Here is a 26,727-nt window from a genome sequence, read left to right as displayed (position 1 = left end):
AAACGACAGGGGGTTTGCCGAAAGCGTCAATGAGCGACATGGCATGCTCTGGCACGCTGCTGGGCAATGAGAGCGAGTCTCGACAAGAACCGTTCATGAACATTTTCTCCGCCCTCTACCACCCGGCTCGAGGCTGAGCGAGAATCTCGACGATTCGTCAGCCTGTTCAGGAGAAAACGGATGAAATCAAAGGCATGGCTGGTACTGCTGTTCGTGGCGCTGGGCGCCCAGGCCGCCGAAGAAGAAAGCACGCCCTGCGACAACGTCGAGACCGACCAGCAGACCTATGCGTGCGCGGCGTACAACAAGCAGACCGCCGAACGCGAACTGAAGGCCGCCTATGACGACCTGATCCAGCGCATCCGTGACCAGTACGCGGACGAAAACGACAAGGCCGTTGCGCTCAGCGGACGCATGGAGGCGGCCGAGAAGCTCTGGACCCAGTTGCGCGATGCCGACTGCAAGGTCGAGACCTATGCCGAGAAACCCGGCAGCAAGGCCTTCGAGGCGGCGTGGAATACCTGCGTGGCGCAGCGCAGCGATGAGCGGTCGGAGTATCTGCAGTCGGTGGGGCAGCAGTGATTATCTAATGGCCCTTTCGCGGCCAAACCCGCGAAAGGGCCAGCGCAGCCCCCATCACACCGCCCTGGCCAACCTGTCCTCCCGCGGGCAACGTTCGAACCGCGCCCGATAACAGCGGGTGAAATACGACGCCGACTCGAACCCGCACGCCACACCCACTTCCAGCACGCTCATGTCGGTCTGGCGCAGCAGTTGTCGGGCCTTGTCCAGCCTGAGCCGCAGGTAGAAGCCGCTGGGCGTGTCGTCCAGGTGCAGGCGAAACAGGCGCTCCAACTGACGACGGGTCACCTGCACGGCATCGGCCAGCACCTGGGTGTTGAGCGGTTGCTCGGTATTGCGCTCCATCTCGCCGATCACCTTCACCAGCTTCTTGTTGCGAATGCCGTAGCGCGTGGCGATCTCCATGCGCTGGTGGTCCTGGCGCGGACGAATACGGCTGACCACGAACTGCTCCGACACCTGGATCGCCAGCTCGCTGCCGTGGGCCTGGGCGATCAGGTCGAGCATCAGATCGATGGACGCCGTCCCTCCCGCGCAGGTGATCCGCCGCCGGTCGATCTCGAACAGCTCCTGAGTCGCCTGCAGGCGCGGATAGCGCTCCTTGAACGCCTCCAGCGCCTCCCAGTGCAAGGTCGCGCGATAGCCGTCGAGCAGGCCCGCTTCGGCCAGCACCAGCGCACCGGTATCGATGCCGCCGAGCGTGCCGCCGTCATGCTCGACGCGCCGCAGCGCCTGTTGCAGCACAGGGCCATAGCAGGCCAGCGGCTCGAAGCCGGCGACAACCAGCAGCATCCCTCCCCGCTCGCTGTCAGACAGCGATTGGTCGGCATTGACCGACATGCCGTTGCTGGCCTGCACCGGGCCGCCGTCCAGGCTCAGCACCTGCCAGCGATACAGCGCTCCGCGAAAGCGATTGGCCACCCGCAAGGGCTCCACCGCACTGATGAAGCCCAACGCAGAAAATCCCGGCAAGAGAAGAAACTGGATCGTTTCCGGCATCGCTGACTCCTGGGAAGTGGGTGGTCGCTGCAGTGCAACTCTTGGTCGCCAGCGTGCGATTGCCCACTGTGCCATGGGCGTAACTTTTTTCCCACGGCCCGCAGAGGCCGGATCCCATAACAATACGCACTGCCGATGGAGAGCCACCATGCATCGCTTTATCCGCCGCAGCCTGTTGTCCCTCGCTCTCAGCACCACCGTGGTCACCCCGCTTTTCGCCGCCGAGCCCGCCGCATGCAAGAACGTGCGCCTCGGTGTGGTCAACTGGACCGACGTCATCGCCACCAGCGCCATGGCCCAGGTCCTGCTCGACGGCCTGGGCTACCAGACCAAACAGACCAGCGCCTCGCAACAGATCATCTTCGCGGGCATCCGCGACAAGCGCCTGGACATGTTCCTCGGGTACTGGAACCCGATCATGACCCAGACCATCACCCCGTTCGTCGACGCCAAGCAGGTCAAGGTGCTCGACCAGCCCAGCCTGGAAGACGCCCGCGCCACGCTCGCAGTACCCAAGTACCTGGCCGACAAGGGCCTGAAGAGTTTTGCCGACATCCACAAGTTCGAGAAGGAGTTGGGCGGCAAGATCTACGGCATCGAGCCCGGCTCGGGCGCCAACACCCAGATCAAGGCGATGATCGCCAGCAACAAGTTCGACCTGGGCAAGTTCCAGCTGGTCGAGTCGAGCGAGGCCGGCATGCTCGCCGCCGTCGATCGCGCCGTGCGCCGCAAGGAGGCCGTGGTGTTCTTCGGCTGGGCGCCGCACCCGATGAACGTGAACATCGACATGGTCTACCTGGGTGACAGCCAGGACGCCCTGGGCCCGGACGAAGGCCGTGCCACGGTCTGGACCGTGACCGCGCCCGACTACGCCGAACGCTGCCCCAACGCCAACCGCCTGCTGGCCAACCTGAAATTCAGCGCCGAGGACGAGAGCCGCATGATGCAGCCGCTGCTCGACCACAAGGACCCGCTGGAATCGGCACGCCAGTGGCTCAAGGACCACCCACAAGACAAGGCCCGCTGGCTTGAAGGCGTGACCACCTTCGACGGCAAGCCGGCGGCTGACAACCTCAAGCTCACCGCCAACTGACCCGGCCTCTTCGCGGGCAAGCCCGCTCCTACAGGTTATGCGCATGCCATGAGCTGTAGGAGCGGGCTTGCCCGCGAAAAGCCCAACACCGAACTCACAGAACAGACACGCCTGAAGGATTTACCCCATGAACCACGACGTCATCATCACCTGTGCCCTGACCGGAGCCGGCGACACCGTTGCCAAGAGCCACCTGGTCCCGGTCACCCCCAAACAGATCGCCGAAGCCGCCGTCGAGGCCGCCAAGGCCGGCGCCACCGTGGTCCACTGCCACGTCCGTGACCCGCAGACCGGCCGCTTCAGCCGCGACGTCGCGCTGTACCGCGAAGTGATGGAACGCATCCGCGAATCCGACGTGGACGTGATCGTCAACCTGACCGCCGGCATGGGTGGCGACCTCGAGATCGGCCCGGGCGAGGCACCGATGGACTTCGGCGCCGGCACCGACCTGATCGGCCCGCTGGAGCGTCTGGCCCACGTCGAGGCACTGCTGCCCGAGATCTGCACCCTGGACTGCGGCACCCTCAACTTTGGCGACGGCAACTCGATCTATGTCTCCACCCCGGCGCAACTGCGCGCTGGCGCCAAACGCATCACCGAGCTGGGCGTGAAGGCGGAGCTGGAGATCTTCGACACCGGCCACCTGTGGTTCGCCAAGCAGATGATCAAGGAAGGCCTGCTCGACGATCCGCTGTTCCAGCTGTGCCTGGGCATCCCATGGGGCGCGCCGGCCGACACCACCACCATGAAGGCCATGGTCGACAACCTGCCGGCCAACGTCACCTGGGCAGGCTTCGGTATCGGCCGCATGCAGATGCCGATGGCCGCACAGGCGGTGCTGCTCGGCGGCAACGTACGCGTGGGCCTGGAAGACAACCTCTACCTCGACCGTGGCGTGCTGGCCAGCAACGGTCAACTGGTCGAACGCGCGGTGGAGATCATCTCGCGCCTCGGTGGCCGCGTGCTGACCCCGGCCGAAGGCCGCGAAAAAATGAATCTCAAGCGTCGCTGATCGCACTGCCCCCTGTAGGAGCGGGCTTGCCCGCGAAAAATACGGCGCGGGGCATGGCACCGGCTTCGCCGGTGTTCGCGGGCAAGCCCGCTCCTACAGGGCCCGCGCCAACCTCAAGCACATAGAGAGACTGATATGCCTTTCATCACCCACATCAAGACCTTCGCCGCACTCGGTAGCGGCGTCATCGGCAGCGGCTGGGTCGCTCGCGCCCTGGCCCATGGCCTGGACGTGATCGCCTGGGACCCGGCGCCCGGCGCCGAACAGGCCCTGCGCAAACGCATCGCCAACGCCTGGCCAGCCCTGGAAAAACAAGGCCTGGCACCCGGCGCCGCACAAGCGCGGCTGAAGTTCGTCGCCACCATCGAAGAGTGCGTGCGCGACGCCGATTTCATCCAGGAAAGCGCCCCCGAGCGCCTGGACCTCAAGCTCGACCTGCACGCCAAGATCAGCGCCGCGGCCAAGCCCGATGCGATCATCGGCTCCAGCACCTCGGGCCTGCTGCCCAGCGAATTCTACGAGTCGGCCACCCACCCCGAGCGCTGCGTGGTCGGCCACCCATTCAACCCGGTGTACTTGCTGCCGCTGGTGGAGATCGTCGGCGGCAAGCACACCGCGCCTGAAGCCATCGAAGCCGCAAAGACCATCTACACCGCGCTGGGCATGCGCCCGCTGCATGTGCGCAAGGAGGTCCCGGGCTTCATCGCCGACCGCCTGCTCGAAGCGTTGTGGCGCGAGGCCCTGCACCTGGTCAACGACGGGGTTGCCAGCACGGGCGAGATCGACGATGCGATTCGCTTTGGCGCGGGTCTGCGCTGGTCGTTCATGGGCACCTTCCTCACCTACACCCTGGCCGGTGGCGATGCCGGTATGCGTCACTTCATGTCGCAGTTCGGCCCGGCGCTGAAGCTGCCCTGGACCTACCTGCCAGCACCAGAGCTGACCGACAAGCTGATCGACGACGTGGTCGACGGCACCTCCGAGCAACTGGGCGAACGCAGCATCGCGGCGCTGGAGCGCTATCGTGACGACACCCTGCTGGCGGTGCTGGACGCTGTGAAGAACAGCAAGGCCAAGCACGGCATGGCCTTTGGCGACTGAGGAGACTGCGATGCCCGCCCTGATCACCTACCGCACCCCGGTTCAACAGGACTGGGTCGATTACAACGGGCACCTGCGCGATGCCTTCTACCTGCTGATCTTCAGCTATGCCACCGATGCGCTGATGGAGCGCATCGGCCTGGACGCCGACAGCCGTGGCCAGAGCGGCAACTCGCTGTTCACCCTGGAGGCGCACATCAACTACCTGCACGAGGTGAAGCTCGGCACCGAGGTCTGGGTGCAGACGCAGATCATCGGCTTCGACAAGAAGCGCCTGCACCTGTACCACACGCTGCACCGTGCAGGCTTCGACGAAGCCCTGTCGGCCAGCGAGCAGATGCTGCTGCACGTGGACCTGGCAGGGCCGAAGTCGGCGCCATTCAGCGAGCGCAGTGCCGCGTTGCTGCAAGGGCTGGTGGATGAGCAGCAAGACCAGGCACCCGCCGAGTTCGTGGGCCGGGTGATCGGTTTGCCCGCACGATCCTGAGCCCGCCCAGGTCCTTGTAGGAGCGGGCTTGCCCGCGAACACGGGCTTAGCCCGTGCCAGGCAGCGCGGTGTCTTTTTCGCGGGCAAGCCCGCTCCCACAGAATGAAGTGCCCCCCCGAAAAAAACCCCGGAAGCCGTGAGCGTCCGGGGCTGAGAGCGAGCAACATCCACTGTGCGTGAAGTGAGGGTGACCAAACCCTCGGTGCCGTGAATGACTCCAGTGTGCTCACTTCCCTTCTGCCTGATTTAGCCGGGAACGACCTGTTCTTAGCCAAAGCGGCCATCGCGACGGTCTACCCTTGCGAGGTTGTCGTACTGGTCACAGAATCAGTCGTAAATCACGGCACCAGACAAGGACTACAACCATGATGCATGCGGATTTGATCGACCAGGACGACCTGCTGGGCCACCTGCGCGCACGCGGCTTCGACATTCCGGCCGGGGCCAGCGCCGAGCAGGCCTGCGAGGTGGTGGTGCGCGGGCTGACCGAGCCCAATGCCCGGGCGTTGAAGGGAATGGTGGAGCAGATGTACACCGGCAGCGCGACCATCCTCCCGGCGGTACGTCAGGCGATCGACAAGCAGCTGTTGCCAGCGTTGGCGCAGTTCAACCAGCGCGGCTGATTCTGGATCTTTACTGAATTCTTCGCGGGCAAGCCCGCTCCTACAAGGCCGATACAGGTCCTGTGGGAGCGGGCTTGCCCGCGAAGAATTCAGCGCTGCCTCAAAGTCTCACACTGGCAAAGGTCGACTCGTTGCGCGCCTGGCTCAGGGCCGCCATCGGCCCGCTGTGCGGTGACAGCGCCATGGCCTGCGGAATCGGCATCATCGCCACCTGCTGCGCGGTATTGGAGCCCACACGCTCGTCACGCGGCGGAATACCGAAGTACTCGCGGTAGCACTTGGAGAAGTGCGGCGTCGACACGAACCCGCACACCGACGCCACCTCGATGATCGACATCGGCGTCTGCTTGAGCAGCTGCCGTGCCCGGATCAGCCGCAGCTTGAGGTAGTAGCGCGACGGCGAGCAGTGCAGGTACTTCTGGAACAGGCGCTCGAGCTGGCGCCGCGACACGTTGACGTACACCGCCAGCTCGTCCAGGTCGATCGGCTCTTCGAGGTTGGCCTCCATCAGCGCAACGATTTCCTGCAGCTTCGGCTGGTTGGTGCCGAGCATGTGCTTGAGCGGCACGCGCTGGTGGTCCTGCTCGTTGCGGATGCGCTCGTAGACGAACATCTCGGAGATGGCTGCCGACAGCTCACGACCATGATCGCGGCTGATCAGGTGCAGCATCATGTCCAGGGGCGCAGTGCCACCGGAGCTGGTGAAGCGGTTGCGGTCGAGGGTAAACAGGCGGGTGCTCATGTTGACCCGCGGGAAGGCTTCCTGCATCGCTGCCAGGCACTCCCAGTGCACGCTGCAGTCGAAGCCGTCGAGCAGGCCGGCACAGGCCAATGCCCAGCTGCCAGTGCACACCGCACCAAGCCTGCGCGACTGACGCGCCTGGGCCTGCAGCCAGGTGACATGTTCACGGGTCACGGTGCGCTGGATGCCAACGCCACCGCAGACGATCACAGTGTCCACCGCCGGTGCGCTGTGCATCGCCGCGTCCGGGGTGATCTGCAGGCCATCGCTGGCCCAGACCTGGCCGCCATCGACGGTCAGCGTATGCCAGCGGTACAGCTCGCGCCCCGACAGCTGGTTGGCCATGCGCAGCGGCTCGACCGCCGAGGCGAGCGAAATCAGGGTGAAGTTGTCCAGCAGGAGAAAGCCGATGGACTGGGGTGCTGTGCGGTTCTGGGTTGGGTTCCCGGAGGTGTACGACGTCATCGCGGTTTCTCCTCACACAATGCAGGGTGTGCCTCAGGCGGGCACCGTTTCTTGTAATGGCCCCGATTCGTATGCAGGGGCTTTGCCAATCTCAACGCAATCGCCGTGCCTGAAATTGAACGGCTATCCAAAAAAACCCAAAAACGACGTTGGCGCGCGAGTTGTAGGGCTTTTCCGAGAGCGCTGGACGATCATCGCAAACAGGCGTGCCAGCGCCTCTGCGTGTAACGGCTGAGCAGTTCGGTAGCACTTGTGGGAAGGCTGCCCAGAAGCGACATTCATAAGTGTCACCGACAATGACACCACTGGTAGCGACAGCCGACAGCCGGTCGGAACCGGCTGCTGCACAATAATGCGGCACAACCGCCGCAGGAGGGCCAGATCAGCGCATCAGCATTCGATGACGCTGACTGCCAACCCGCCGCGAGAAGTTTCCTTGTACTTGTCGTGCATGTCGGCGCCGGTGTCGCGCATGGTGCGGATCACCTGGTCGAGGGAGATGAAGTGCTCGCCGTCACCACGCAGGGCCATCTGTACGGCGTTGATCGCCTTCACCGCAGCGATGGCGTTACGTTCGATGCAAGGCACCTGGACCAGGCCTCCGACCGGGTCGCAGGTCAGCCCGAGGTTGTGCTCCAGGGCGATTTCAGCAGCGTTTTCCAACTGTGCCGGCGTGGCCCCCAGCACTTCGGCCAGACCCGCTGCAGCCATGGCGCAGGCCGAGCCGACCTCGCCCTGGCAGCCCACCTCGGCGCCGGAGATGGAAGCGTTCTTCTTGCACAGGATGCCTACCGCCGCTGCACCGAGGAAGAACTCCACCACATTGGACTCGTCCACCGCGTCGGAGAAGCGCATGTAGTAGTGCAATACCGCCGGGATGATGCCGGCCGCGCCGTTGGTGGGTGCGGTGACCATGCGCCCACCGGCGGCGTTTTCTTCGTTGACCGCCAGGGCGAACAGGTTCACCCACTCCATGGCACTCATGGTCGAGCCGATCACGTTGGGCTTGCCGATCTCCTGCAGGCTGCGGTGCAGCTTGGCTGCGCGGCGCCGCACATTGAGCCCGCCGGGCAAGATGCCTTCGTGCTTGAGGCCGTTGTTCACGCACTCCTGCATGGCGCCCCAGAGCTTGAGCAGACCGGCGCGAATCTCGGCTTCGCTGCGCCAGACCTTCTCGTTCTCCATCATTAATTGCGACACGCGCATGTCGTTTTGCTTGCACAGGCGCAGCAATTCGGCGGCGCTGTTGAAATCGTAGGGCAGCACCGTCTGGTCGGCGTCCAGTACGCCGCTCGCGGCCTGCGCGGCATCGACCACGAAGCCGCCACCCACCGAGTAGTAAGTGTCGCGATGCAGCTCGCCCTCGGCACCTTCGGCCACCAGGGTCATGGCATTGGGGTGGTAGGGCAGGTTCTCGTCGAGCAGCAGCATGTCGCGGGCCCAGATGAATTCGATGGGCAGGCGGCTGTCGAGCTGCAATATGCCGGTTTCGCGCAGGTCGGCAATGCGTGGGGTCATCTGCGTCGGGTCGATTGCGTCGGGCCATTCGCCCATCAGCCCCATGATCGTGGCGTTGTCGGTGCCGTGACCGATGCCGGTGGCCGACAACGAGCCGTACAAACGCACCTCGATACGCCGAACCCGCTCCAGCTCGCCGCGCTCGCGCAGGCCCTGGACGAACAGCGCTGCGGCGCGCATGGGGCCGACGGTGTGCGAGCTGGAAGGCCCGACGCCGATCTTGAACAGGTCGAACACGCTGATGGCCATTGTCGAATCACCTCTTGATGGGCTTGTCTCTGCGCGCCATGTGGCGGCGCAGCCAGCTGCTAGGCTGATAGCGGCGAGTTGCCGCGAATGCACGCATCATCGGGCTTTTACCCCACCCCTCGCCGTCTGCAACCGACGTACTTTTGTCCGGCAGCGCCCTGTTGCGACAGCCATCATTTCGCCGCTTTCAGGCGAACCGGTGACGCAAAGACACGGGCCGAGGTGTGGAAAAATCCGTAAGCGACATTGCCCGTACTGGATGCGACCTGTCCTGCACTGGTTACGACTCCACCAGTAGGCGATTGCCGAACGCTGGGGGATTATCGAAAGCGACTCGTATTGCACGGCCACGCAACCTGCCCTCTGCAGGCCAGATCGATCGACGCCCCAGAATGCGACGACGATTACGCGAACCCGAAGAAAAAATCACAGGAGTCCACCCATGAAAGGTTCACCCTCGCTGTTGTTGGTTGCGTTGCTCGCAGCACCTGTGTTCGCCCAAGCGGCCGAACCCGAACAGTGTCAAACGGTTCGCTTCTCCGATGTCGGCTGGACCGACATCACCGTGACCACGGCAACCACCAGCGTTGTCCTCGAAGCGCTGGGCTACAAGACCCACACCACCATGATCTCGGTGCCGGTGACCTACAAGTCGCTGGCCACCGGCAAGGACCTCGACGTTTTCCTCGGCAACTGGATGCCGACCATGGAAAACGACATCAAGCAGTACCGCGACGCTGGCACCGTCGAGACGGTCCGCGCCAACCTGGAAAACGCCAAGTACACCCTGGCAGTGCCCCAGGCGCTGTATGACAAGGGTCTGAAGGATTTCAGCGACATTCCCAAGTTCAAGAAGGAACTGGACGGCAAGATCTACGGCATCGAACCGGGCAACGATGGCAACCGCACCATCCAGAGCATGATCGACAAGAACGCATTCGGCCTGAAGGACGCCGGTTTCAAGATCGTGCAGTCGAGCGAGGCCGGCATGCTGTCGCAGGTCGATCGGGCGCAGAAGCGCGGCGAGGCCATAGTGTTCCTGGGCTGGGAACCGCACCCGATGAATACCCGCTTCAAGATGCAGTACCTGACCGGGGGTGATGAGTTCTTCGGTCCAGAATTCGGCAAGGCCACCGTACTGACCAACACCCGCAAGGGTTATGCGCAGGAATGCAGCAACGTCGGCCAGCTGCTGAAGAACCTGGTGTTCGAGCTCAAGGATGAAAGCACCATGATGGGCTATGTCCTGGACGACAAGATGAAGCCCGAGGCGGCCGCCAAGAAGTGGCTCAAGGACAACCCCGGCAAGCTGGAGACCTGGCTGGCCGGCGTCACCACCGTGGATGGCAAACCAGGCCTGGAGGCAGCCAAGGCCAAGTTGACGCAGTAGCTGTCGGCTCTGGATGAACAGTCTTGAGACGAAGGTCAGGCAAGGCGAAAACAGCCGAGGAACGGCCGGGGTCGCGCTCGACTTTACGGGTTTCAAATGGGTACTCCGAGGCTGTTTTCAACGCAGCATCACCGAGTATCAAGGCTTTTCATCCAGAGCCTAGGCACTACCTCGGGGTGGGACCGTGCTCACCCCGGACTGATTTCAATCATTGCAGGTGGAAGCTCGCTATCATGCTTATCGATCAAAAAATACCTCTGGGGCAGTACATCGCCTCATTTGTCGAATGGTTGACCCAGAACGGCGCCAACTACTTCGACGCTATCGCCCAAGGCCTGGAGTTCATGATCCATGGCGTCACCAGTGCCCTGACCTGGTTCAACCCCTTCGTTCTCGTCGCCCTGTTCGCCGCCCTCGCGCACCTGATCCAGCGCAAGTGGGCGCTGACCGTCTTCGTCGCCCTGTCGTTCCTGTTGATCCTCAACCTCGGCTACTGGCAGGAAACCATGGAAACCCTGGCGCAAGTGAGCTTCGCCACGGTGGTCTGCGTGGCCATCGGTGTGCCGCTGGGCATCATTGCCGCGCACAAGCCGATGTTCTATACCGCTATGCGTCCGGTGCTCGACCTGATGCAGACCGTCCCCACCTTCGTCTACCTGATCCCGACCCTCACCCTGTTCGGGCTGGGCGTGGTTCCGGGGCTGATCTCCACCGTAGTGTTCGCCATCGCGGCCCCTATCCGCCTCACCTACCTGGGCATCTGTGATGTGCCCCAGGAGCTGATGGACGCCGGCAAGGCCTTCGGCTGCTCGCGTCGCCAACTGCTGACGCGCATCGAACTGCCGCACGCCATGCCGAGCATCGCCGCAGGCGTTACCCAATGCATCATGCTGTCGCTGTCGATGGTGGTGATCGCCGCCCTGGTCGGCGCCGATGGCCTGGGCAAACCGGTGGTCAACGCCCTCAATACCGCCGACATTTCGCTCGGCTTCGAAGCGGGCCTTGCGATCGTGTTGCTGGCGATCATGCTCGACCGTATCTGCAAGCAACCGGAACTGCCGGCAAGGAGTGAAGCATGAGCATCATTCGCTTCGAAGATGTCGACGTCATCTTCTCCAGCAAGCCGCGCGAAGCGCTGTCGCTGCTCGACCAGGGCAAGACCCGCGAGCAGATCCTCAAGCAGACCGGCCTGGTGGTCGGCGTCGAAAAGGCCAACCTGGACATCGAGAAAGGCGAGATCTGCGTGCTGATGGGCCTGTCGGGCTCGGGCAAGTCGAGCCTGCTGCGCTGCATCAACGGCCTGAACACCGTCAGCCGCGGCAAGCTGTTCGTCGAGCACGAAGGCAAGCATATCGACATCGCTCACTGCTCCCCGGCAGAGCTGAAGATGATGCGCACCAAGCGTATCGCCATGGTGTTCCAGAAGTTCGCCCTGATGCCATGGCTGACCGTGCGCGAGAACATCAGCTTCGGCCTGGAAATGCAGGGTCGCCCCGAGAAGGAGCGGCGCAAGCTGGTGGACGAGAAGCTCGAGCTGGTGGGCCTGACCCAGTGGCGCAACAAGAAGCCGGACGAGCTGTCCGGTGGCATGCAGCAACGCGTGGGCCTGGCCCGGGCGCTGGCGATGGACGCCGACATCCTGCTGATGGACGAACCCTTCTCCGCGCTGGACCCCCTGATCCGCCAGGGCCTGCAGGACGAACTGCTGGAGCTGCAGCGCAAGCTGAGCAAGACCATCGTCTTCGTCAGCCACGACCTGGACGAGGCCCTGAAGCTGGGTAGCCGCATTGCGATCATGAAGGATGGCCGGATCATCCAGTACAGCAAGCCGGAAGAGATCGTGCTGAACCCGGCCGACGAATACGTGCGCACCTTCGTCGCCCACACCAACCCGCTCAACGTCCTGTGCGGCCGCAGCCTGATGCGCAGCCTGGACAACTGCAAGCGGATCAACGGATCGGTGTGCCTGGACCCGGGTGGCGACTCGTGGCTGGACCTGGGCGAAGGCGGCTCGATCAAGCGCGCGCGTCAGGGGCAGAATGGGCTGGACCTGCAGAACTGGGTGCCGGGGCAGGATGTGGAAAGCCTGGGCCGTCTGCCAACGCTGGTGCACGCCGATATCGGCATGCGCGAAGCACTGCAGATTCGTTATCAGACCGGCAACAAGCTGGTGCTGCAGGAGAACGACAAAGTGGTCGGGATTCTGGGCGACAGCGAGCTGTATCACGCGCTGCTGGGCAAGAATCACGGCTGAAACCATCGCGGGGCAAGCCCGCTCCTACAAAATACTACGCGGCCTTTGTAGGAGCGGGCTTGCCCCGCGATTGGGCCGCATAGCGGCCCCCTTCACTGATTCAGCGCACCACGATCCCGCGCGACGCCATGTAGGCCTTCGCCTCTGGCACCGTGTACTCACCGAAGTGGAAGATGCTCGCCGCCAGTACCGCACTGGCATGCCCTTCCAGAATCCCGTCGGCCAGGTGCTGCAGGTTGCCCACGCCACCGGAGGCAATCACCGGAATCCCCAGCGCGTCGCTGATGGCACGGGTCACGCCCAGGTCGAAGCCATTCTTCATACCGTCCTGGTCCATGCTGGTCAGCAGGATCTCGCCGGCGCCCAAACCTTCCATCTTCTTCGCCCACTCCACCGCATCCAGGCCGGTAGGCTTGCGCCCGCCATGGGTGAAGATTTCCCAGCGCGGCGTTTCGCCTGGGCCGGAGACTTTCTTGGCGTCGATGGCCACGACAATGCACTGCGAACCGAAACGGTCGGCAGCTTCACCGACGAACTCCGGGTTGAACACCGCGGCGGTGTTGATCGAAACCTTGTCGGCACCAGCGTTGAGCAGGTTGCGGATATCCTGCACGGTACGCACGCCACCCCCGACGGTCAGCGGGATGAACACCTGGCTGGCCATGCGCTCGACGGTATGCAGGGTGGTATCACGGCCATCGACACTGGCGGTGATGTCCAGGAAGGTGATCTCGTCGGCGCCCTGCTCGTTGTAGCGACGGGCGATTTCCACCGGATCACCCGCATCACGGATGTTCTCGAACTTGACGCCCTTGACCACCCGGCCGTTGTCCACGTCCAGGCAAGGGATGATGCGCTTGGCCAGTGCCATGGTTCAGTCCTCAGCCTTGGTAGTTGTCGCAGAAGGCCTGGGCCTCGGCGACATCGAGGGTGCCTTCGTAGATGGCACGCCCGGTAATGGCGCCGATGATGCCCGGGGCCTTGGCGTCCAGCAGGGCCTTGATGTCACCCAGATTATGAATGCCTCCCGAGGCGATCACCGGGATCGAGGTGGCTTCGGCCAGGGCCTTGGTGAAGGGCACGTTGCAGCCCTGCATCATGCCGTCCTTGGCGATGTCGGTGTAGACGATCGCGGAGACGCCGTCGGCCTCGAAACGCTTGGCCAGGTCGATGACCTGCACCGAGCTCACTTCGGCCCAGCCGTCGGTGGCGACGAAGCCGTCCTTCGCGTCCAGGCCGACGATGACCTTGCCCGGGAACGCCTTGCAGGCCTCGGCGACGAACTCAGGCTGCTTGACCGCCTTGGTGCCGATGATCACGTAGCTGACACCAGCCTTGACATAGTGCTCGATGGTTTCCAGCGAACGGATGCCGCCGCCGATCTGGATCGGCAGGTTCGGGTAGCGCTTGGCGATGGCGGTGACCACTTCGCCGTTGACCGGCTGGCCCTCGAAGGCGCCATTGAGGTCGACCAGGTGCAGGCGGCGGCAGCCACCCTCCACCCACTTGGCAGCCATGCTCACCGGGTCGTCGGAGAATACCGTCGAGTCTTCCATGCGGCCCTGGCGCAGGCGCACGCAGGCACCGTCCTTCAGATCGATAGCGGGGATAATCAGCATCTTGGAAACCTGTTCTAATCGGTGGAGTTCAGGGCTTCTCGAGCGCCCACAGGTCGCTTTCGATGCTCTCGAACCGCTCCTTGAGGTGCAGTTGAACATCGGCAATCGCCCTGTTGTAGTAATGGGGTGCAATTTCCTTGCTGAACAACTCGAGGACCTCGGCCACCTCGAACGAACCAAGCGTCAGCTCGAAGCGCTCTTCAAGGAAGCGCTTGAGCACATCGAGCGCCTCGCGCTCCTGCTCGGGGGCCAGGGTGATGACCGGGGCCTTGGTCTTCGACCTGCTCATTTACCAGCGCCCGTCCCAGGCGACGAAGTTCTGCAGCAGCTGCAGGCCGTGCGTGTGGCTCTTTTCCGGGTGGAATTGCACGGCGAAGCGCGAGCCGTCGGCCAGCGCAGCGGCGAAGTCGACGCCATAGTGGCCACGACCGACCACCTGGCCCGGCTTGCCGGCATTGATGTAGTAGCTGTGCACGAAATAGAAACGCGCGCGGTCCGGGATGTCGTGCCACAGCGGGTGGTCGATGCACTGGCTGACCTCGTTCCAGCCCATGTGCGGCACCTTCAGGTGCTCGCCGTCTTCCTCCAGGCCTTTGCCGAAGAAGCGCACCTGGCCGGGGAACAGGCCGATGCAGTCGACGCCTTCGTTCTCCTCGCTGTGCTCGAGCAGCGCCTGCATGCCGACGCAGATGCCGAGGAAGGGGCGGTCCTGGCTGACTTCACGCACCAGGCTGTCGAAGCCCAGGCGACGGATCTCGGCCATGCAGTCGCGGATCGCGCCGACGCCTGGAAACACCACGCGATCGGCTTCGCGGATCACCGCAGCGTCGCTGGTGACCAGCACCTTGCCAGCGCCCACATGCTCGAGGGCCTTGGCCACCGAGTGCAGGTTGCCCATGCCATAGTCGATGACGGCGACAGTCTGCATCACAGGCATCCCTTGGTCGACGGCATCTGGCCGGCCATGCGCTCATCGAGCGTCACGGCCATGCGCAGGGCGCGGCCGAAGGCCTTGAACACGGTTTCGATCTGGTGGTGGGTGTTGTGACCGCGAATCGTGTCGATGTGCAGGGTCACCAGGGCGTGGTTGACGAAGCCCTGGAAGAACTCCTGGAACAGGTCGACGTCGAAACCGCCCACCGAGGCGCGGGTGAACGGCACATGCATCTGCAGGCCGGGACGGCCGGAGAAGTCGATGACCACGCGCGACAGCGCTTCGTCCAGCGGCACGTAGGCGTGGCCGTAGCGGAAGATGCCCTTCTTGTCGCCGATGGCCTTGGCGAAGGCCTGGCCGAGGGTGATACCGACGTCTTCGACGGTATGGTGATCGTCGATATGCAGGTCGCCCTTGCATTCGATGTCCAGATCGATCAGCCCGTGCCGGGCGATCTGGTCGAGCATGTGTTCAAGGAAAGGCACACCGATATCGAATCGGGCCTTGCCGGTGCCATCCAGGTTGATCGAGGCCTTGACCTGGGTTTCCAGGGTATTGCGCTCGACGGAAGCCTTACGTTCGACCATCACCAGCTCCGCAAAATCATTGGGCGAAAAGGGCTCCATTATAGGCCCAGAATGCGCCGGCTTGAAACGCGGATGACGTGTGGCAGCACAAAGCATTCGCGGGCAAGCCCGCTCCCACAAGGGCAACATCACCTTGCAGGAGCGAGCTTGCCCGCGAAAGGGCCCTTTCAGGCCCGGCAAATCAGTGCATCAGTGGAACAGCACTGCCGTCTTCTGCAGAGTGATCCACACGCCCCAGGCCAGCGGAATAACCACCACGGCCCAGGCCAGCAGCACCAGCGGCAGGCTGCCCGGAGCGGCATGCCACTCCAGCGCCTGCGCGCCATCGGCGCCCTTGTCGTGGCTCAGCGCGCGCTCGGCAGCGAGCTCGGCGTCGGTCATGAAGTACTTGTCGGCCACCGGGCGCACCAGCAGGTTGCAGATGAAGCCCAGCACCAGCAGGCCGGCGAGGATGTACAGGGTCATGTCGTAGGCTGCCGCGCGCGGCACACCTGCCGCCAGCTGCGATTCGCGCAGGTAGGTGATCAACACCGGGCCCAGCACGCCGGCCGCAGCCCACGCGGTCAGCAGGCGACCGTGGATGGCGCCGACCATCTGCGTGCCGAACAGGTCGGCCAGGTAGGCTGGAACGGTGGCGAAACCGCCGCCGTACATCGACAGGATGATGCAGAACGCCGCCACGAACAGCGCCACGTTGCCGATATGGCCCATGTTCGGCACCAGGGTGTAGAGGCCCACACCGATGGCGAAGAAGGCGAAGTAGGTGTTCTTGCGCCCGATATAGTCGGAGAACGACGCCCAGAAGAAACGCCCGCCGATGTTGAACAGGCTGAGCAGGCCGGTGAAGCCGGCAGCGATGGCAGCGATCTGCGCCAGTTGCGCGGCGTTCAGCTCGCTGAAGCTCAGGTCGTTGCCCAGCAGCTTGCCGCCGAACACTTCCTGCAGCAGCGGCGAGGCCATGCCGAGGATGCCGATACCGGCCGAGACGTTCAGGCACAGGACCAGCCAGACCAGCGCAAACTGCGGGGTCTTCCAGGCTACGCTGACGTGCACGTGGCGGTCGGTGACCATGGCGTTGGCCTTCTTCGCCGGCGGCGTCCAGCCTTCAGGCTTCCAGCCGGTCGGCGGCACGCGGTACGCCAGGGCGCCAGCGGTCATGAACACGAAGTAGATGGCCGCCATGGCGACGAAGCTCTGCCATACGCCGACTTCCTGGCCGTTGGCGAAGTGCCCCATCAGCGCAGTGGCCAGCGGTGCACCGACCATGGCGCCGCCGCCGAAGCCCATGATCGCCATGCCAGTGGCCATGCCGCGCTTGTCCGGGAACCACTTGATCAGCGTGGAGACCGGCGAGATATAGCCCAGCCCCAGGCCGATGCCGCCGATCACACCCGAACCCAGCCACATCAGCCACAGCTGATGGGTCTTCACCCCGATTGCCGAGATCAGCAGGCCACCGCACCAGCACAGCGCCGATACCAGGCCGGCCTTGCGCGGGCCGGCGTGTTCCAGCCAGCCACCCAGCACGGCGGCCGAACAGCCGAGGAAGACGAAGAACAGGGTGTAGATCCAGCTGAGCATCGAGATCTGCCAGTCGCAGTCGGCGCTGAACAGGCGGGCGATGAAGCCCATGTCAGGCGAGCAAGCGACCGGTGCGGTGATGCCGATGGCCTGGGACAGGGGCAGCCAGAACACCGAGAAACCATAGGCCATGCCGATGCACAGGTGAATGGCCAGGGCGGCCGGTGGAACCAACCAGCGATTGAACCCCGGCCGGGCGATGATGCGCTCCTTGGACAGGAAGCCCGGCGCGCTCGCCACTGCTCCTGCCGTAATGCTGCTATTCATGGATTCGATCCTTTTATAGGTAGACTGCGCTTTCGGACCGGATCCTTGGCTTTTTCGCGGCACACAAGGCGAAATTGGCACCGTTTTCGGCGTCGTTGCCCCGCGACAATAGGTCGCGGTCACTCCGGAAGCTGCGCAAGGTTACCAGCATAAGATGACGGTGAGATCAATCTGACATCGTTATTTTTCATAAAACTGAACCGGTACAGGTCGGATGCGCAACCGTTTGCGATCTGCAGCGACCTTTTCGTAGGCTTCCATGGGAGCGGGCTTGCCCGCGAATGAGGCCAAAGCAGACCCAAGCGTGGAACTGCCCTGACCATAACTGTCGAAGCGATACTCAGAAGCGATGGTCACGGCGCTATACTCTGCCGCTTGAATTCACCTATCGGACTACAAGGACTCGCCCATGAAAGCGTTCGGCAAATTCCTGGGGCTGGGACTTCTCGGGTTGTTGCTGATCATCGTGGCGCTGGGCTTCGCCCTGACCCACCTCTTCGATCCCAACGACTACAAAGACGAAATCCGCCAGCTGGCCCGCAACAAGGCCCACGTCGAGCTCACCCTCAACGGTGACATCGGTTGGAGCCTGTTCCCATGGCTGGGCCTGGAACTGCACGAGGCGAGCATCGCCACGCTGAACAACCCCAAGCAGCCGTTCGCCGACCTGCAGATGCTCGGCCTGTCGGTGCGCGTACTGCCGCTGCTGCGCCGCGAGGTGCAGATGAGCGATGTGCGCATCGAGGGCTTGAACCTTACGCTGCTGCGCGACGAACACGGTCATGGCAACTGGGAGGATATCGGCAAGCCGCTCCCCGACCCGAACGCCAGCCCTGATGCGCCGACCCCGGCTGCCGATGGCACCCCGACAGCGACCCAAGCGCAAGCCAGCAACGAACGCACGGTGAAACTGGACATCGACAGCCTGACCGTCAACAACGCTCGGGTGCAGTTCACCGACGAGCAGAGCGGCAAAAGCTATGGCGCCGAAAGCATCCAGTTGAGCAGCGGCCCCATCCACGACGGGGTCAACACCCCGATCAAGGCCAGCGCCTTCCTCAGCGCCAGCGAGCCGAACATCAAGGCCCGTACCGAACTGGTCGGCGATCTGCGCTTCGACCGCAAGCTCAAGCGCTACAGCCTCGAAGACATGCGCCTGTCTGGCGAAACCTCGGGCGAGCCGACCGCTGGCAAGACCGTGACCTTCGCCGCCCAAGGCCAGGTGCTGGTCGACCTGGGCGCCAACGTCGCGTCCTGGAGCGGCCTGAAGGTCTCGGCCAACCAGCTGCGCGCCCTCGGCGAGCTGAGCCTGCGCGACCTGGACAAGGCACCACAACTCAGCGGCGGGCTGTCCATCGCCCAGTTCGACCTGCGCACCTTCCTCGACGGCATCGGCCATCCGCTGCCGGCAACCGCCGACCCGACCGCCTTCGCCAAGCTGGAATTGGTCGGCCGCCTGCAAGGCACCCAGAACTCCATCGCCATGGAAGACCTGGCGGTGAAACTCGACCAGAGCACCTTCACCGGCCGCGTCGCCGTCGAAGACTTCGCCAAGCAAGCCTTGCGCCTCCAGCTCAAGGGCGACACGCTCAACGCCGATCGCTACCTGCCGGCCAAGAGCGAAGAAGCCAAGGGTGCCAAGGCCGCACGCCAGGCCGAGGTCAAGCAGCAGGAGGCCAGTGCGATCGCAGGTGCCGGTACCTCGCCACTGCCCAGCGCCCCCACTCAAGTAGCCTGGAGCACCGACAAGCTGCTGCCGGTCGATCGCCTGCGCGCCCTCGACCTGCAGGCCGACCTGTCGTTCGGCACCCTGACCCTCGACAAGCTGCCGATCACCGATGCACAGCTCAAGGCCAACGGCCAAGGCGGCCTGGTCACCCTGGAGACCCTGCGCGGCGGCCTGTACAACGGCACCTTCGAGGCCAAGGGTACGGTCGATGTGCGCCCTGCCGTGCCGCAACTGGGGGTGAACACCCGCATCAACCGGGTGCCGGTCGAGCACTTCATCAAGCGTGAAAGCCCCGATCAGGCGCCGCCGGTCAAAGGCCTGCTGACCTTGTCGAGCGACCTGACCGCCACCGGCAACAGCCAGAAGGCCCTGATCGACACGCTCAACGGCAACGCCAGCTTCACCATCAACGACGGTGTGCTGGTCAACGCCAACCTCGAACAGCAGTTGTGCCAGGCTATCGCCACCCTCAACCGCAAGCAGCTCAGCGGCGAGCCACGGGCCAAGGACACGCCCTTCCAGGAGCTGCGCGGCACGCTGGTGGTGCGCAATGGCGTGGCCAGCAACCCCGACCTCAAGGTGCGCATCCCGGGCCTGACCGTGAACGGACAGGGCGATCTGGACCTGCGCGTGCTGGGCATGGACTACGGCGTCGGCGTGATGGTCGAAGGCGACCAGCGCGCCATGCCCGACCCGGCCTGCCAGGTCAATGAGCGCTATGTCGGCGTCGAAGTGCCGCTGCGCTGCCGCGGCCCGCTCGAGCTGGGGGCCAAGGCCTGCCGCCTGGACCAGGACGGCCTGGGCAAGGTTGCCGCAAAACTTGCCGGCAACCGCCTGAAAGACAAGATCGACGAAAAGCTCGATGAAAAACTCGGCGACAAGGTGAGCCCAGAATTGAAAGATGCGCTCAAGGGGCTGTTCAAACGATGAGCCCCCAGCAGTTCTCCAGCGCCGTGCTGACGTGGTTCGATCAGCACGGCCGCCACGACCTGCCCTGGCAACAGGGCATCACTCCCTACCGGGTGTGGGTGTCGGAAATCATGTTGCAGCAGACCCAGGTCAGTACCGTGCTCAACTACTTCGACCGCTTCATGCAGGCCCTGCCCACCGTGCAGGCTCTGGCCGAAGCGCCGGAGGACGAAGTACTGCACCTGTGGACGGGCCTGGGCTACTACACTCGCGCGCGCAACCTGCAGAAGGCGGCGAAGATCGTCGTCGCCCAGCATGACGGCGAGTTCCCACGCAGCGTCGAGGCCTTGACCGAGTTGCCCGGTATCGGCCGCTCCACCGCAGGCGCCATCGCCAGTATCAGCATGGGCATCCGCGCGCCGATCCTCGACGGCAACGTCAAGCGCGTCCTGGCGCGCTTCACCGCCCAGGCCGGTTACCCCGGCGAGCCCAAGGTGGCCAATGCGCTGTGGGCCGCAGCCGAGCGCTTCACGCCCATGACCCGGGTCAACCACTACACCCAGGCGATGATGGACCTGGGCGCCACGCTGTGCACCCGCAGCAAGCCCAGTTGCCTGATCTGCCCGCTGCAACAGGGTTGCGAGGCGCACCTGCTCGGCGACGAGAAACGCTACCCAGAACCCAAGCCGCGCAAGGCCCTGCCCCAGCGCAAGACGCTGATGCCGCTGCTGACCAACAATGAAGGCGCCATCCTGCTCTACCGCCGCCCCTCCAGCGGTCTGTGGGGTGGCCTGTGGAGCCTGCCGGAGCTCGACAGCCTGGCGCAGCTCGACGACCTCGCCTACCAGCACGGCCTGCGCATGACCCAAAGCCAGGCGCTGCAAGGCCTGACCCACACCTTCAGCCACTTTCAGCTGGCGATCGAGCCGTGGCTGGTGCGTGTCGACCCGCTCGGCTCGCACGTGGCCGAGCCCGACTGGCTCTGGTATAACCTCGCCACCCCGCCGCGCCTGGGCCTCGCAGCCCCGGTCAAGAAGCTGCTCGCACGCGTGGCCGACGAATTGACTGCAGGAGACCCCCGATGACCCGCACCGTGAAGTGCCGCAAGTACAACGAAGAACTGCCAGGCCTGCCACGCCCGCCCTACCCCGGTGCCAAAGGCCAGGACATCTACGAGCACATCTCGCAGAAGGCCTGGGACGAGTGGCAGAAGCACCAGACCATGCTGATCAACGAGAAGCGCCTGAACATGATGAATGGCGAAGACCGCAAATTCCTCCAGGCGGAAATGGACAAGTTCTTCGCCGGCGAGGACTACGCCCAGGCCGAAGGCTACGTTCCACCCAGCGAGTGAACCCGATCAGGACGGTTGGCTGTACAAAAAACAGCCAACATGCGTAAGCGACGGAATTAATTTAAAAAATTTTCAAAAAGTCGTTGACGCAAGGTCTGAAAACCTTTTTAATTCGCCCCGTCGCCCAGATAGCTCAGTCGGTAGAGCAGAGGATTGAAAATCCTCGTGTCGGCGGTTCGACTCCGTCTCTGGGCACCACCATTAAGCATCGGGTGGTTGCAAAGTTACCCGAAGCGACACAAAAAACCCGCCTAGTGCGGGTTTTTTGTTGCCTCAATTTTGGCTTACGTCCATTTTTTGCACACAGCATGGCTGTCCTGCCTTAAGAACAAGGCTGTATTTGACCGCCGAGTGAGTCGCCTCCCCCCTAGCAGCACAACCTCGCCCAGTTGGCTCACTCGATCAATGAATCAATTTCTTCGACGTCGAGCCGAGCGACAACCAGGGATGTCAGCACCTAACAAGCCAGTCTCAACGCGACGGATAGCCCCATGTAAGAGAAGGCTTACATCACGTAGGAATATCGCCGTAGCCAGCATGGTGGCATTTAGCTAACGTTCGCAAAAAATCGAGGAAAAGCTTGATGAGCCGGCAGGGAGCAAAGGAACACGTTCGGCAACTGGAGGAGGAGCTAGCACGATGCAAGACCAGTTGTCGGAACCATTGGGGCGGAAAGATAGTCACTCAGATGGGGCGAATCGGCTTGGCCGCAGTAATTATGGGAGGCGGCTATCTGATGATAGGAGAATTGGCAGGCAAAACCACCAAAGCCGATATCCAAGTGAACGGTAAAGTTTCCGCTAGCGGAAACATCGGGGCAACCAAAGCTGATCAGGGTCTTCCTAGCCAAATGGGCGCAACTGAGACTTTCCCTGGCTGGCTTAACTTGATGGGGCTATCGGTTGGGGTGGCAGGGCTCCTATTTGGCCTTTATCAGGCAAGGCTGCGACGTGACTACATTCAGCTATACTCGCCATTACATGCGGAGCTGGAGAAACGGAAAGATCCAAACCGCAGTAGCAGCCACATTACTGCTAGAGGCATGACCAGACAGGAGGACGTATGACTCAGTTACAATTCGTTGCACTGATGTTTACGACTACAGTCGGCCTGGGCTTCATCATTTATATTGAATGGAAAAAGTACAGGCTCGACAAACTCAGATTTGAACTCTTCAGGATTCGCGACGAGCTTTTTGTTAGTGCCGAAGAAGGAAAGCTTTCATTTGAGGATGAGAGCTATAAAATTACCCGAGCCAGCCTTAACGGGATGATTCGATACAGCCACGACCTCTCATTTATGGACGTCTTTCTTGTAACTCGGGCAGGAAAGCAGCCATATTACGCAGCTAGGCGAATGGAACATGAAAAGCGCGCAAGGGATGCTTACTCTCAATTAGGGCGCGAGGGCAAAGCTGCAATCAAGAAAGCGATGAAATCCATGCACATAGCTGTCTTTTCACACATTGCTTTCAACAGCATTGGCGCGATTATCATCACCAGCACTCTATTCTTTATGTTTGTAGTTGAGCTATTGGTAGCAAAGGCGTCCAAGAGGACAAAGTCAGTAGCGATTCAGAACAGTCAGTCCTTCAGTGAAATTTCCGAGCGTATAAATGCGCTAGACACAGAGGCTTACGAAATCGGAAGATGCGCTGCATAGTAAATTTGGCCGCTACACAGCGGCCGCTCTTTCTATAGATTATTAGAGCTCATCAACTTCATGCGAAACTAGCAAGAGACGTTGCGAACCTCTTAACGAAAATGTATGGTGTCGATAGTCGCTCAAAACCAGCGACCAGGCTTGGCGGCCTGAAGAGTACAAGGCGCAGCAGCGCCCCCATCACAGTTGCCGGCGCTTTTTTTGTGCCTGGCAATCCTGTGTCATGGCGGGTTGCGCAGGAGCACCTTCGGGTGCGCCGGTTTCCTTGTACGCCGGTCCGCCAATCCTGTGCAATCCGCCACCCATACTGCTTGGCGGCAGTGGGTGGCGGTAAACAGTACAAGGAGTTCAACCAATGCCAATAGCATCCTACCCATCACCCCCGACCGAATTCACCCTCTCTTCCGGGCATCGATTCTGCCCCACCGGCACCCTTTCAAAGGACCGCCACTTGTTCACCGTAACACCCGGCATACCGGTTCAAGACGCAGCAAGAACACTCTGCGAGCTTCTGGACGCGCTGGACGAGCCGATCTATGCCACCGCCATGAGCGAACGGGAATTTTCCAGCCGGGATGCGTGGCTGGCGAAGTACACTCTGGATGCTGCCAAAGCTGTTGCAAGTGCCATTGCGGAGTCGCTGGAGCAAGCTGAACGGACGCCAGCCAACCCGTAAATCGACATCTCTGCGATCAGATTCTGGTTTTTGCAGAACCGGGGCCGCTGCGCGGCCCAATCGCGGGACGAGCCCGCTCCCACGGCGGTGTACTACCGCGAAATGGTCTTGCCTAACCGGCCATCATTGACCAGCATCAAAAAGCCACCAACCGCACCGCCCTAAACTGCGCCATGGACACCCGATCCCCGAAAGGACCTCCATGAGCGACGATTCTCCCCTCCCCCTTGCCAACCCCGTCGAAGCTGCCCCGGCTACGCCACTGCGTACGCCGCGCCCTCGCAAGCGCAAACCGCAAGCATCCATCACCCGGATCAGCCAGCAACCTGCCGCCCTGGAAGTCGCCAGCGCCCGTAAAGGCAGCAACGAAGACAGCACCAGCGCGCGCCTGCCGGCCAGCTACCCCTATCGCACACGCATGCGCCGCCAGGAGTACGAAAAGGCCAAGCACGCGCTGCAGATCGAGCTGCTGAAGGTGCAGAGCTGGGCGAAAGATACCGGCCAGCGCATCGTGGTGCTGTTCGAGGGGCGCGATGCGGCGGGCAAGGGCGGCACCATCAAGCGCTTCATGGAACACCTGAACCCGCGGGGAGCCCGGATCGTCGCGCTGGAGAAGCCGTCCGAGCAGGAAAAGGGCCAGTGGTACTTCCAGCGCTACATCCAGCACCTGCCTACGGCGGGCGAAATGGTGTTCTTCGACCGCTCCTGGTACAACCGCGCCGGGGTCGAGCGGGTCATGGATTTCTGCTCACCGTTGCAGTACCTGGAGTTCATGCGCCAGGCACCTGATCTTGAGCGGATGCTGTGCAACAGCGGCATCCTGCTGTTCAAGTACTGGTTCTCGGTGAATCGCGAAGAACAGCTGCGCCGCTTCATCTCCCGGCGGGACGACCCACTCAAGCACTGGAAGCTGTCGCCAATCGACATCAAGTCACTGGACAAGTGGGACGACTACACCGCCGCCAAGGAGGCGATGTTCTTCCACACCGACACCGCCGATGCACCCTGGACAGTGATCAAGTCCGACGACAAGAAGCGCGCCCGGCTCAACTGCATCCGGCACTTCCTGCACTCGCTGGATTACCCAGGCAAGGATCACTGCGTCGCCCACGCGCCAGACCCGCTGCTGGTGGGTCGTGCCGCTCGCGGGTTCGAGGAAGAGGAGGCCACGGAGCTGGCCAGCTGAAACAAAAACGCCACCGTCGATACGGTGGCGTTTTCGTTGTGCGATGCCTTGCCTTCAGCGCCAGACAGCAACCAGAGCCTCGAGCTCCGCTTCGCTAAGCAGGCCTTGAGGGTAGCGACCATCCAGAAGGCGGCGCGTATCGGTCTTCCTGACCCGGATGTTTCCATGGTGCTTCAACCATTGCGCCAGCACCTTGAGCGATTCGTGATTGATCGCCATTGGAGACAAAGCCGACTCACTTGCTGCATTCATTTCGACACGTACTCCCCGGGGCCGTGAGCGGCTAAATTACTGTGGGATTGTTACAGAACAGCGTGGACCGCCGCCCCGAAACACCCCAGGGAAATGCAATACAAGAGCTGTGCCAGCGCGTGGAAAAATCGTTCGCGCAAACAAAAAGGGCCTGTCGTTCGACAGGCCCTTCCAGTGTTCGGCGATCAGCGCTTGACCGGTGCCGGTTGCTGCTGGGTGAGGCAGTGGATGTTGCCACCGCCCAGCAGCAGCTCGCGACCTGGGATCATCACCACTTCATGGTCCGGGAAGACCTTGGCCAGAATCGCTCTAGCCTGGGCATCTGCCGGGTCGTCGAAGCTGGGCGCGATGATGCCGCCGTTGACGATCAGGAAGTTCACGTAAGAGCCGGCCAGGCGCACCGACGGGTCACGCTCCTGGCTGCCGGCGACCTGGTCGACCCCGGCGCATTCTTCCTCGGTGGCGAACAGCGGCCCGGGAATGGGCATCTTGTGCACCACGAACTCGCGTCCCTTGGCATCACGGGTGTTTTTCAGCACCTCGTAGGCGGCGTGGCAGCGTGCATAGTTGGGGTCGTTGGAATCATCGGTCCAGGCCAGTAACACTTCGCCCGGGCTGACGTAACAGCAGAAATTGTCGACGTGGCCGTCGGTTTCGTCGTTGTACAGGCCGTCGGGCAGCCAGACGATGGTCTCCACTGCCAGATGCTCGCGCAGCACGTCCTCGATCTGCTCACGCGTGAGGTGCGGGTTGCGGTTGCGATTGAGCAGGCACTCTTCGGTGGTGATCAGGGTGCCTTCGCCGTCCACGTGGATCGAACCGCCTTCGAGCACGAAGCCTTCGGTGTGGTAGCGCTGGCAGCGTTCCATTTCCATGACCTTGGCGGCCAGTTCTTCGTCACGGTTCCAGGGCGCGTACAGGCCGCCGTCGAAACCGCCCCAGGCATTGAAGCCCCAATCCACGCCGCGCACTTCGCCGTGATCGTTGATCACGAAGGTCGGGCCGGTGTCGCGGACCCAGGCGTCGTCGTTGCTGATCTCAACCACGCGGATATTGGGCAGGTCGAGCTGGCGGCGGGCGTTTTCGTACTGGCCCGCAGATACCGCCACGGTGACCGGCTCGAAGCGGGCGATGGCCTTGGCCAAGGTGACGTGTGCCGCCTGCGCGGGCTTGCCGCCCAGGCGCCAGTTGTCCGGGCGCTCCGGCCAGACCATCCATACCTGGGTTTGCGGAGCCCACTCCGCAGGCATGTGGAAACCGTCGGCGCGGGGAGTCGAGTTCAGGGTCTTCATGAGTAGCCTCTGGATGGCCCGGCAGGCTGGTGCCAGGGTTGGTTGTTCAGGTGTCTGCAGGGCCCCTTCGCGGGCAAGCCCGCTCCCACAGGGGCAGCGAATACGACCAATCTAACCGATAGATATCGACTTTTAAAGCCTGAAATAAAATCGAAATAGATATT

The 26,727-nt window shown here is 62.7% G+C and carries 26 protein-coding genes and 1 tRNA gene; 16 read left to right on the top strand and 11 right to left on the bottom strand.

What is annotated here, in order from left to right; all coding sequences use genetic code 11:
- The first annotated feature begins 180 nt into the window (after positions 1-180).
- Positions 181-582: a lysozyme inhibitor LprI family protein gene (locus tag ACK3BK_RS01640; protein WP_054891723.1), complete on the top strand. Its 402-nt coding sequence runs from the start codon at positions 181-183 to the stop codon at positions 580-582.
- Positions 583-636: 54 nt separating this feature from the next.
- Here ACK3BK_RS01640 and ACK3BK_RS01635 read toward each other — a convergent pair whose 3' ends face one another.
- Positions 637-1,581 carry a GlxA family transcriptional regulator gene (locus tag ACK3BK_RS01635; RefSeq protein ID WP_186667462.1) on the bottom strand — a complete coding sequence of 315 codons (945 nt, stop codon included), beginning with the start codon at positions 1,579-1,581 and terminating at the stop codon, positions 637-639.
- Positions 1,582-1,729: 148 nt separating this feature from the next.
- Here ACK3BK_RS01635 and choX point away from each other — a divergent pair, with 148 nt between their 5' ends.
- The 5 genes from choX to ACK3BK_RS01610 all read left to right on the top strand — a co-directional run bounded on the left by choX (position 1,730) and on the right by ACK3BK_RS01610 (position 5,897).
- Entirely contained in the window at positions 1,730-2,674 is a 945-nt protein-coding gene (gene choX, locus ACK3BK_RS01630) for a choline ABC transporter substrate-binding protein (RefSeq protein ID WP_186711268.1), read from the top strand.
- Positions 2,675-2,801: 127 nt separating this feature from the next.
- The gene (locus ACK3BK_RS01625; protein WP_186667460.1) at positions 2,802-3,686 is read left to right on the top strand and encodes a 3-keto-5-aminohexanoate cleavage protein; all 885 of its coding nucleotides are present in this window, start codon (positions 2,802-2,804) and stop codon (positions 3,684-3,686) included.
- Positions 3,687-3,821: 135 nt separating this feature from the next.
- Positions 3,822-4,787, top strand: a complete 966-nt coding sequence (locus ACK3BK_RS01620; protein ID WP_186667459.1) for an L-carnitine dehydrogenase — start codon at positions 3,822-3,824, stop codon at positions 4,785-4,787.
- A 10-nt stretch (positions 4,788-4,797) separates the two neighbouring features.
- Positions 4,798-5,274: a thioesterase family protein gene (locus tag ACK3BK_RS01615; protein ID WP_186710236.1), complete on the top strand. Its 477-nt coding sequence runs from the start codon at positions 4,798-4,800 to the stop codon at positions 5,272-5,274.
- Positions 5,275-5,639: 365 nt separating this feature from the next.
- Positions 5,640-5,897, top strand: a complete 258-nt coding sequence (locus tag ACK3BK_RS01610; RefSeq protein ID WP_411383626.1) for a hypothetical protein — start codon at positions 5,640-5,642, stop codon at positions 5,895-5,897.
- A gap of 100 nt (positions 5,898-5,997) precedes the next feature.
- Here the strand turns inward: ACK3BK_RS01610 and ACK3BK_RS01605 are convergent, their stop codons facing one another.
- A complete protein-coding gene (locus ACK3BK_RS01605; RefSeq protein ID WP_411383625.1) occupies positions 5,998-7,104 on the bottom strand; it encodes a GlxA family transcriptional regulator in 1,107 nt (368 codons plus the stop codon).
- 390 nt (positions 7,105-7,494) lie between these two features.
- Positions 7,495-8,871, bottom strand: coding sequence for an L-serine ammonia-lyase (locus ACK3BK_RS01600; RefSeq protein WP_411383624.1), 1,377 nt, complete (start codon positions 8,869-8,871; stop codon positions 7,495-7,497).
- Positions 8,872-9,313: 442 nt separating this feature from the next.
- Between ACK3BK_RS01600 and ACK3BK_RS01595 the strand changes: the two genes are divergently transcribed.
- The 3 genes from ACK3BK_RS01595 (at position 9,314) to choV (ending at position 12,515) form a co-directional block, all read left to right on the top strand.
- Positions 9,314-10,261 (top strand): choline ABC transporter substrate-binding protein, encoded by a 948-nt coding sequence (locus ACK3BK_RS01595; RefSeq protein ID WP_151925524.1) that lies wholly within the window; start codon positions 9,314-9,316, stop codon positions 10,259-10,261.
- A 230-nt stretch (positions 10,262-10,491) separates the two neighbouring features.
- Positions 10,492-11,340 (top strand): choline ABC transporter permease subunit, encoded by an 849-nt coding sequence (gene choW, locus ACK3BK_RS01590; protein ID WP_186667578.1) that lies wholly within the window; start codon positions 10,492-10,494, stop codon positions 11,338-11,340.
- On the top strand, positions 11,337-12,515 hold the full coding sequence (gene choV / locus ACK3BK_RS01585; protein ID WP_186667456.1) for a choline ABC transporter ATP-binding protein: 1,179 nt from the start codon (positions 11,337-11,339) through the stop codon (positions 12,513-12,515). The genes choW and choV overlap by 4 nt, the downstream gene beginning before the upstream one ends.
- A gap of 100 nt (positions 12,516-12,615) precedes the next feature.
- Here the strand turns inward: choV and hisF are convergent, their stop codons facing one another.
- The 6 genes from hisF to ACK3BK_RS01555 form a co-directional block, all read right to left on the bottom strand.
- Positions 12,616-13,386, bottom strand: coding sequence for an imidazole glycerol phosphate synthase subunit HisF (hisF, locus tag ACK3BK_RS01580; RefSeq protein WP_008091498.1), 771 nt, complete (start codon positions 13,384-13,386; stop codon positions 12,616-12,618).
- Between the two features lie 10 nt (positions 13,387-13,396).
- The gene (gene hisA / locus ACK3BK_RS01575; protein ID WP_023382794.1) at positions 13,397-14,134 is read right to left on the bottom strand and encodes a 1-(5-phosphoribosyl)-5-[(5-phosphoribosylamino)methylideneamino]imidazole-4-carboxamide isomerase; all 738 of its coding nucleotides are present in this window, start codon (positions 14,132-14,134) and stop codon (positions 13,397-13,399) included.
- Positions 14,135-14,162: 28 nt separating this feature from the next.
- Positions 14,163-14,423 (bottom strand): DUF2164 domain-containing protein, encoded by a 261-nt coding sequence (locus ACK3BK_RS01570; protein ID WP_186667454.1) that lies wholly within the window; start codon positions 14,421-14,423, stop codon positions 14,163-14,165.
- Positions 14,424-15,062, bottom strand: coding sequence for an imidazole glycerol phosphate synthase subunit HisH (gene hisH, locus ACK3BK_RS01565; protein WP_054891709.1), 639 nt, complete (start codon positions 15,060-15,062; stop codon positions 14,424-14,426).
- Positions 15,062-15,655, bottom strand: coding sequence for an imidazoleglycerol-phosphate dehydratase HisB (gene hisB, locus ACK3BK_RS01560; RefSeq protein ID WP_054891708.1), 594 nt, complete (start codon positions 15,653-15,655; stop codon positions 15,062-15,064). The genes hisH and hisB overlap by 1 nt, the downstream gene beginning before the upstream one ends.
- A gap of 189 nt (positions 15,656-15,844) precedes the next feature.
- On the bottom strand, positions 15,845-17,503 hold the full coding sequence (locus tag ACK3BK_RS01555; protein ID WP_411383623.1) for an OFA family MFS transporter: 1,659 nt from the start codon (positions 17,501-17,503) through the stop codon (positions 15,845-15,847).
- Between the two features lie 409 nt (positions 17,504-17,912).
- Here ACK3BK_RS01555 and ACK3BK_RS01550 point away from each other — a divergent pair, with 409 nt between their 5' ends.
- The 7 genes from ACK3BK_RS01550 (at position 17,913) to ppk2 (ending at position 25,019) form a co-directional block, all read left to right on the top strand.
- Positions 17,913-20,162, top strand: a complete 2,250-nt coding sequence (locus ACK3BK_RS01550; protein ID WP_411383622.1) for an AsmA family protein — start codon at positions 17,913-17,915, stop codon at positions 20,160-20,162.
- The gene (mutY, locus tag ACK3BK_RS01545; protein ID WP_186710232.1) at positions 20,159-21,226 is read left to right on the top strand and encodes an A/G-specific adenine glycosylase; all 1,068 of its coding nucleotides are present in this window, start codon (positions 20,159-20,161) and stop codon (positions 21,224-21,226) included. Before ACK3BK_RS01550 ends, mutY begins: the two co-directional genes overlap by 4 nt.
- A complete protein-coding gene (locus ACK3BK_RS01540) occupies positions 21,223-21,495 on the top strand; it encodes an oxidative damage protection protein (RefSeq protein WP_054891704.1) in 273 nt (90 codons plus the stop codon). Before mutY ends, ACK3BK_RS01540 begins: the two co-directional genes overlap by 4 nt.
- Before the next feature lie 122 nt (positions 21,496-21,617).
- Positions 21,618-21,693, top strand: a tRNA-Phe gene (locus ACK3BK_RS01535).
- Between the two features lie 864 nt (positions 21,694-22,557).
- Positions 22,558-23,157 carry a hypothetical protein gene (locus ACK3BK_RS01530; protein WP_411383621.1) on the top strand — a complete coding sequence of 200 codons (600 nt, stop codon included), beginning with the start codon at positions 22,558-22,560 and terminating at the stop codon, positions 23,155-23,157.
- A gap of 451 nt (positions 23,158-23,608) precedes the next feature.
- Complete coding sequence (locus tag ACK3BK_RS01525) at positions 23,609-23,833, top strand: hypothetical protein (RefSeq protein WP_411383620.1); 225 nt, start codon at positions 23,609-23,611, stop codon at positions 23,831-23,833.
- Between the two features lie 202 nt (positions 23,834-24,035).
- Positions 24,036-25,019, top strand: coding sequence for a polyphosphate kinase 2 (gene ppk2 / locus ACK3BK_RS01520; protein ID WP_238343321.1), 984 nt, complete (start codon positions 24,036-24,038; stop codon positions 25,017-25,019).
- A 54-nt stretch (positions 25,020-25,073) separates the two neighbouring features.
- Here the strand turns inward: ppk2 and ACK3BK_RS01515 are convergent, their stop codons facing one another.
- Together ACK3BK_RS01515 and aguA are read right to left on the bottom strand one after the other, a co-directional pair.
- Positions 25,074-25,271, bottom strand: coding sequence for a hypothetical protein (locus ACK3BK_RS01515; RefSeq protein ID WP_186667450.1), 198 nt, complete (start codon positions 25,269-25,271; stop codon positions 25,074-25,076).
- A gap of 185 nt (positions 25,272-25,456) precedes the next feature.
- Entirely contained in the window at positions 25,457-26,563 is a 1,107-nt protein-coding gene (aguA, locus tag ACK3BK_RS01510; RefSeq protein ID WP_186710231.1) for an agmatine deiminase, read from the bottom strand.
- Between the last annotated feature and the right edge of the window lie 164 nt (positions 26,564-26,727).

The sequence above is a fragment of the Pseudomonas sp. L7 genome (genome assembly GCF_046605565.1).
Taxonomy (GTDB): domain Bacteria; phylum Pseudomonadota; class Gammaproteobacteria; order Pseudomonadales; family Pseudomonadaceae; genus Aquipseudomonas; species Aquipseudomonas wayambapalatensis.
This window is presented reverse-complemented; position numbering and strand designations above follow the sequence as displayed.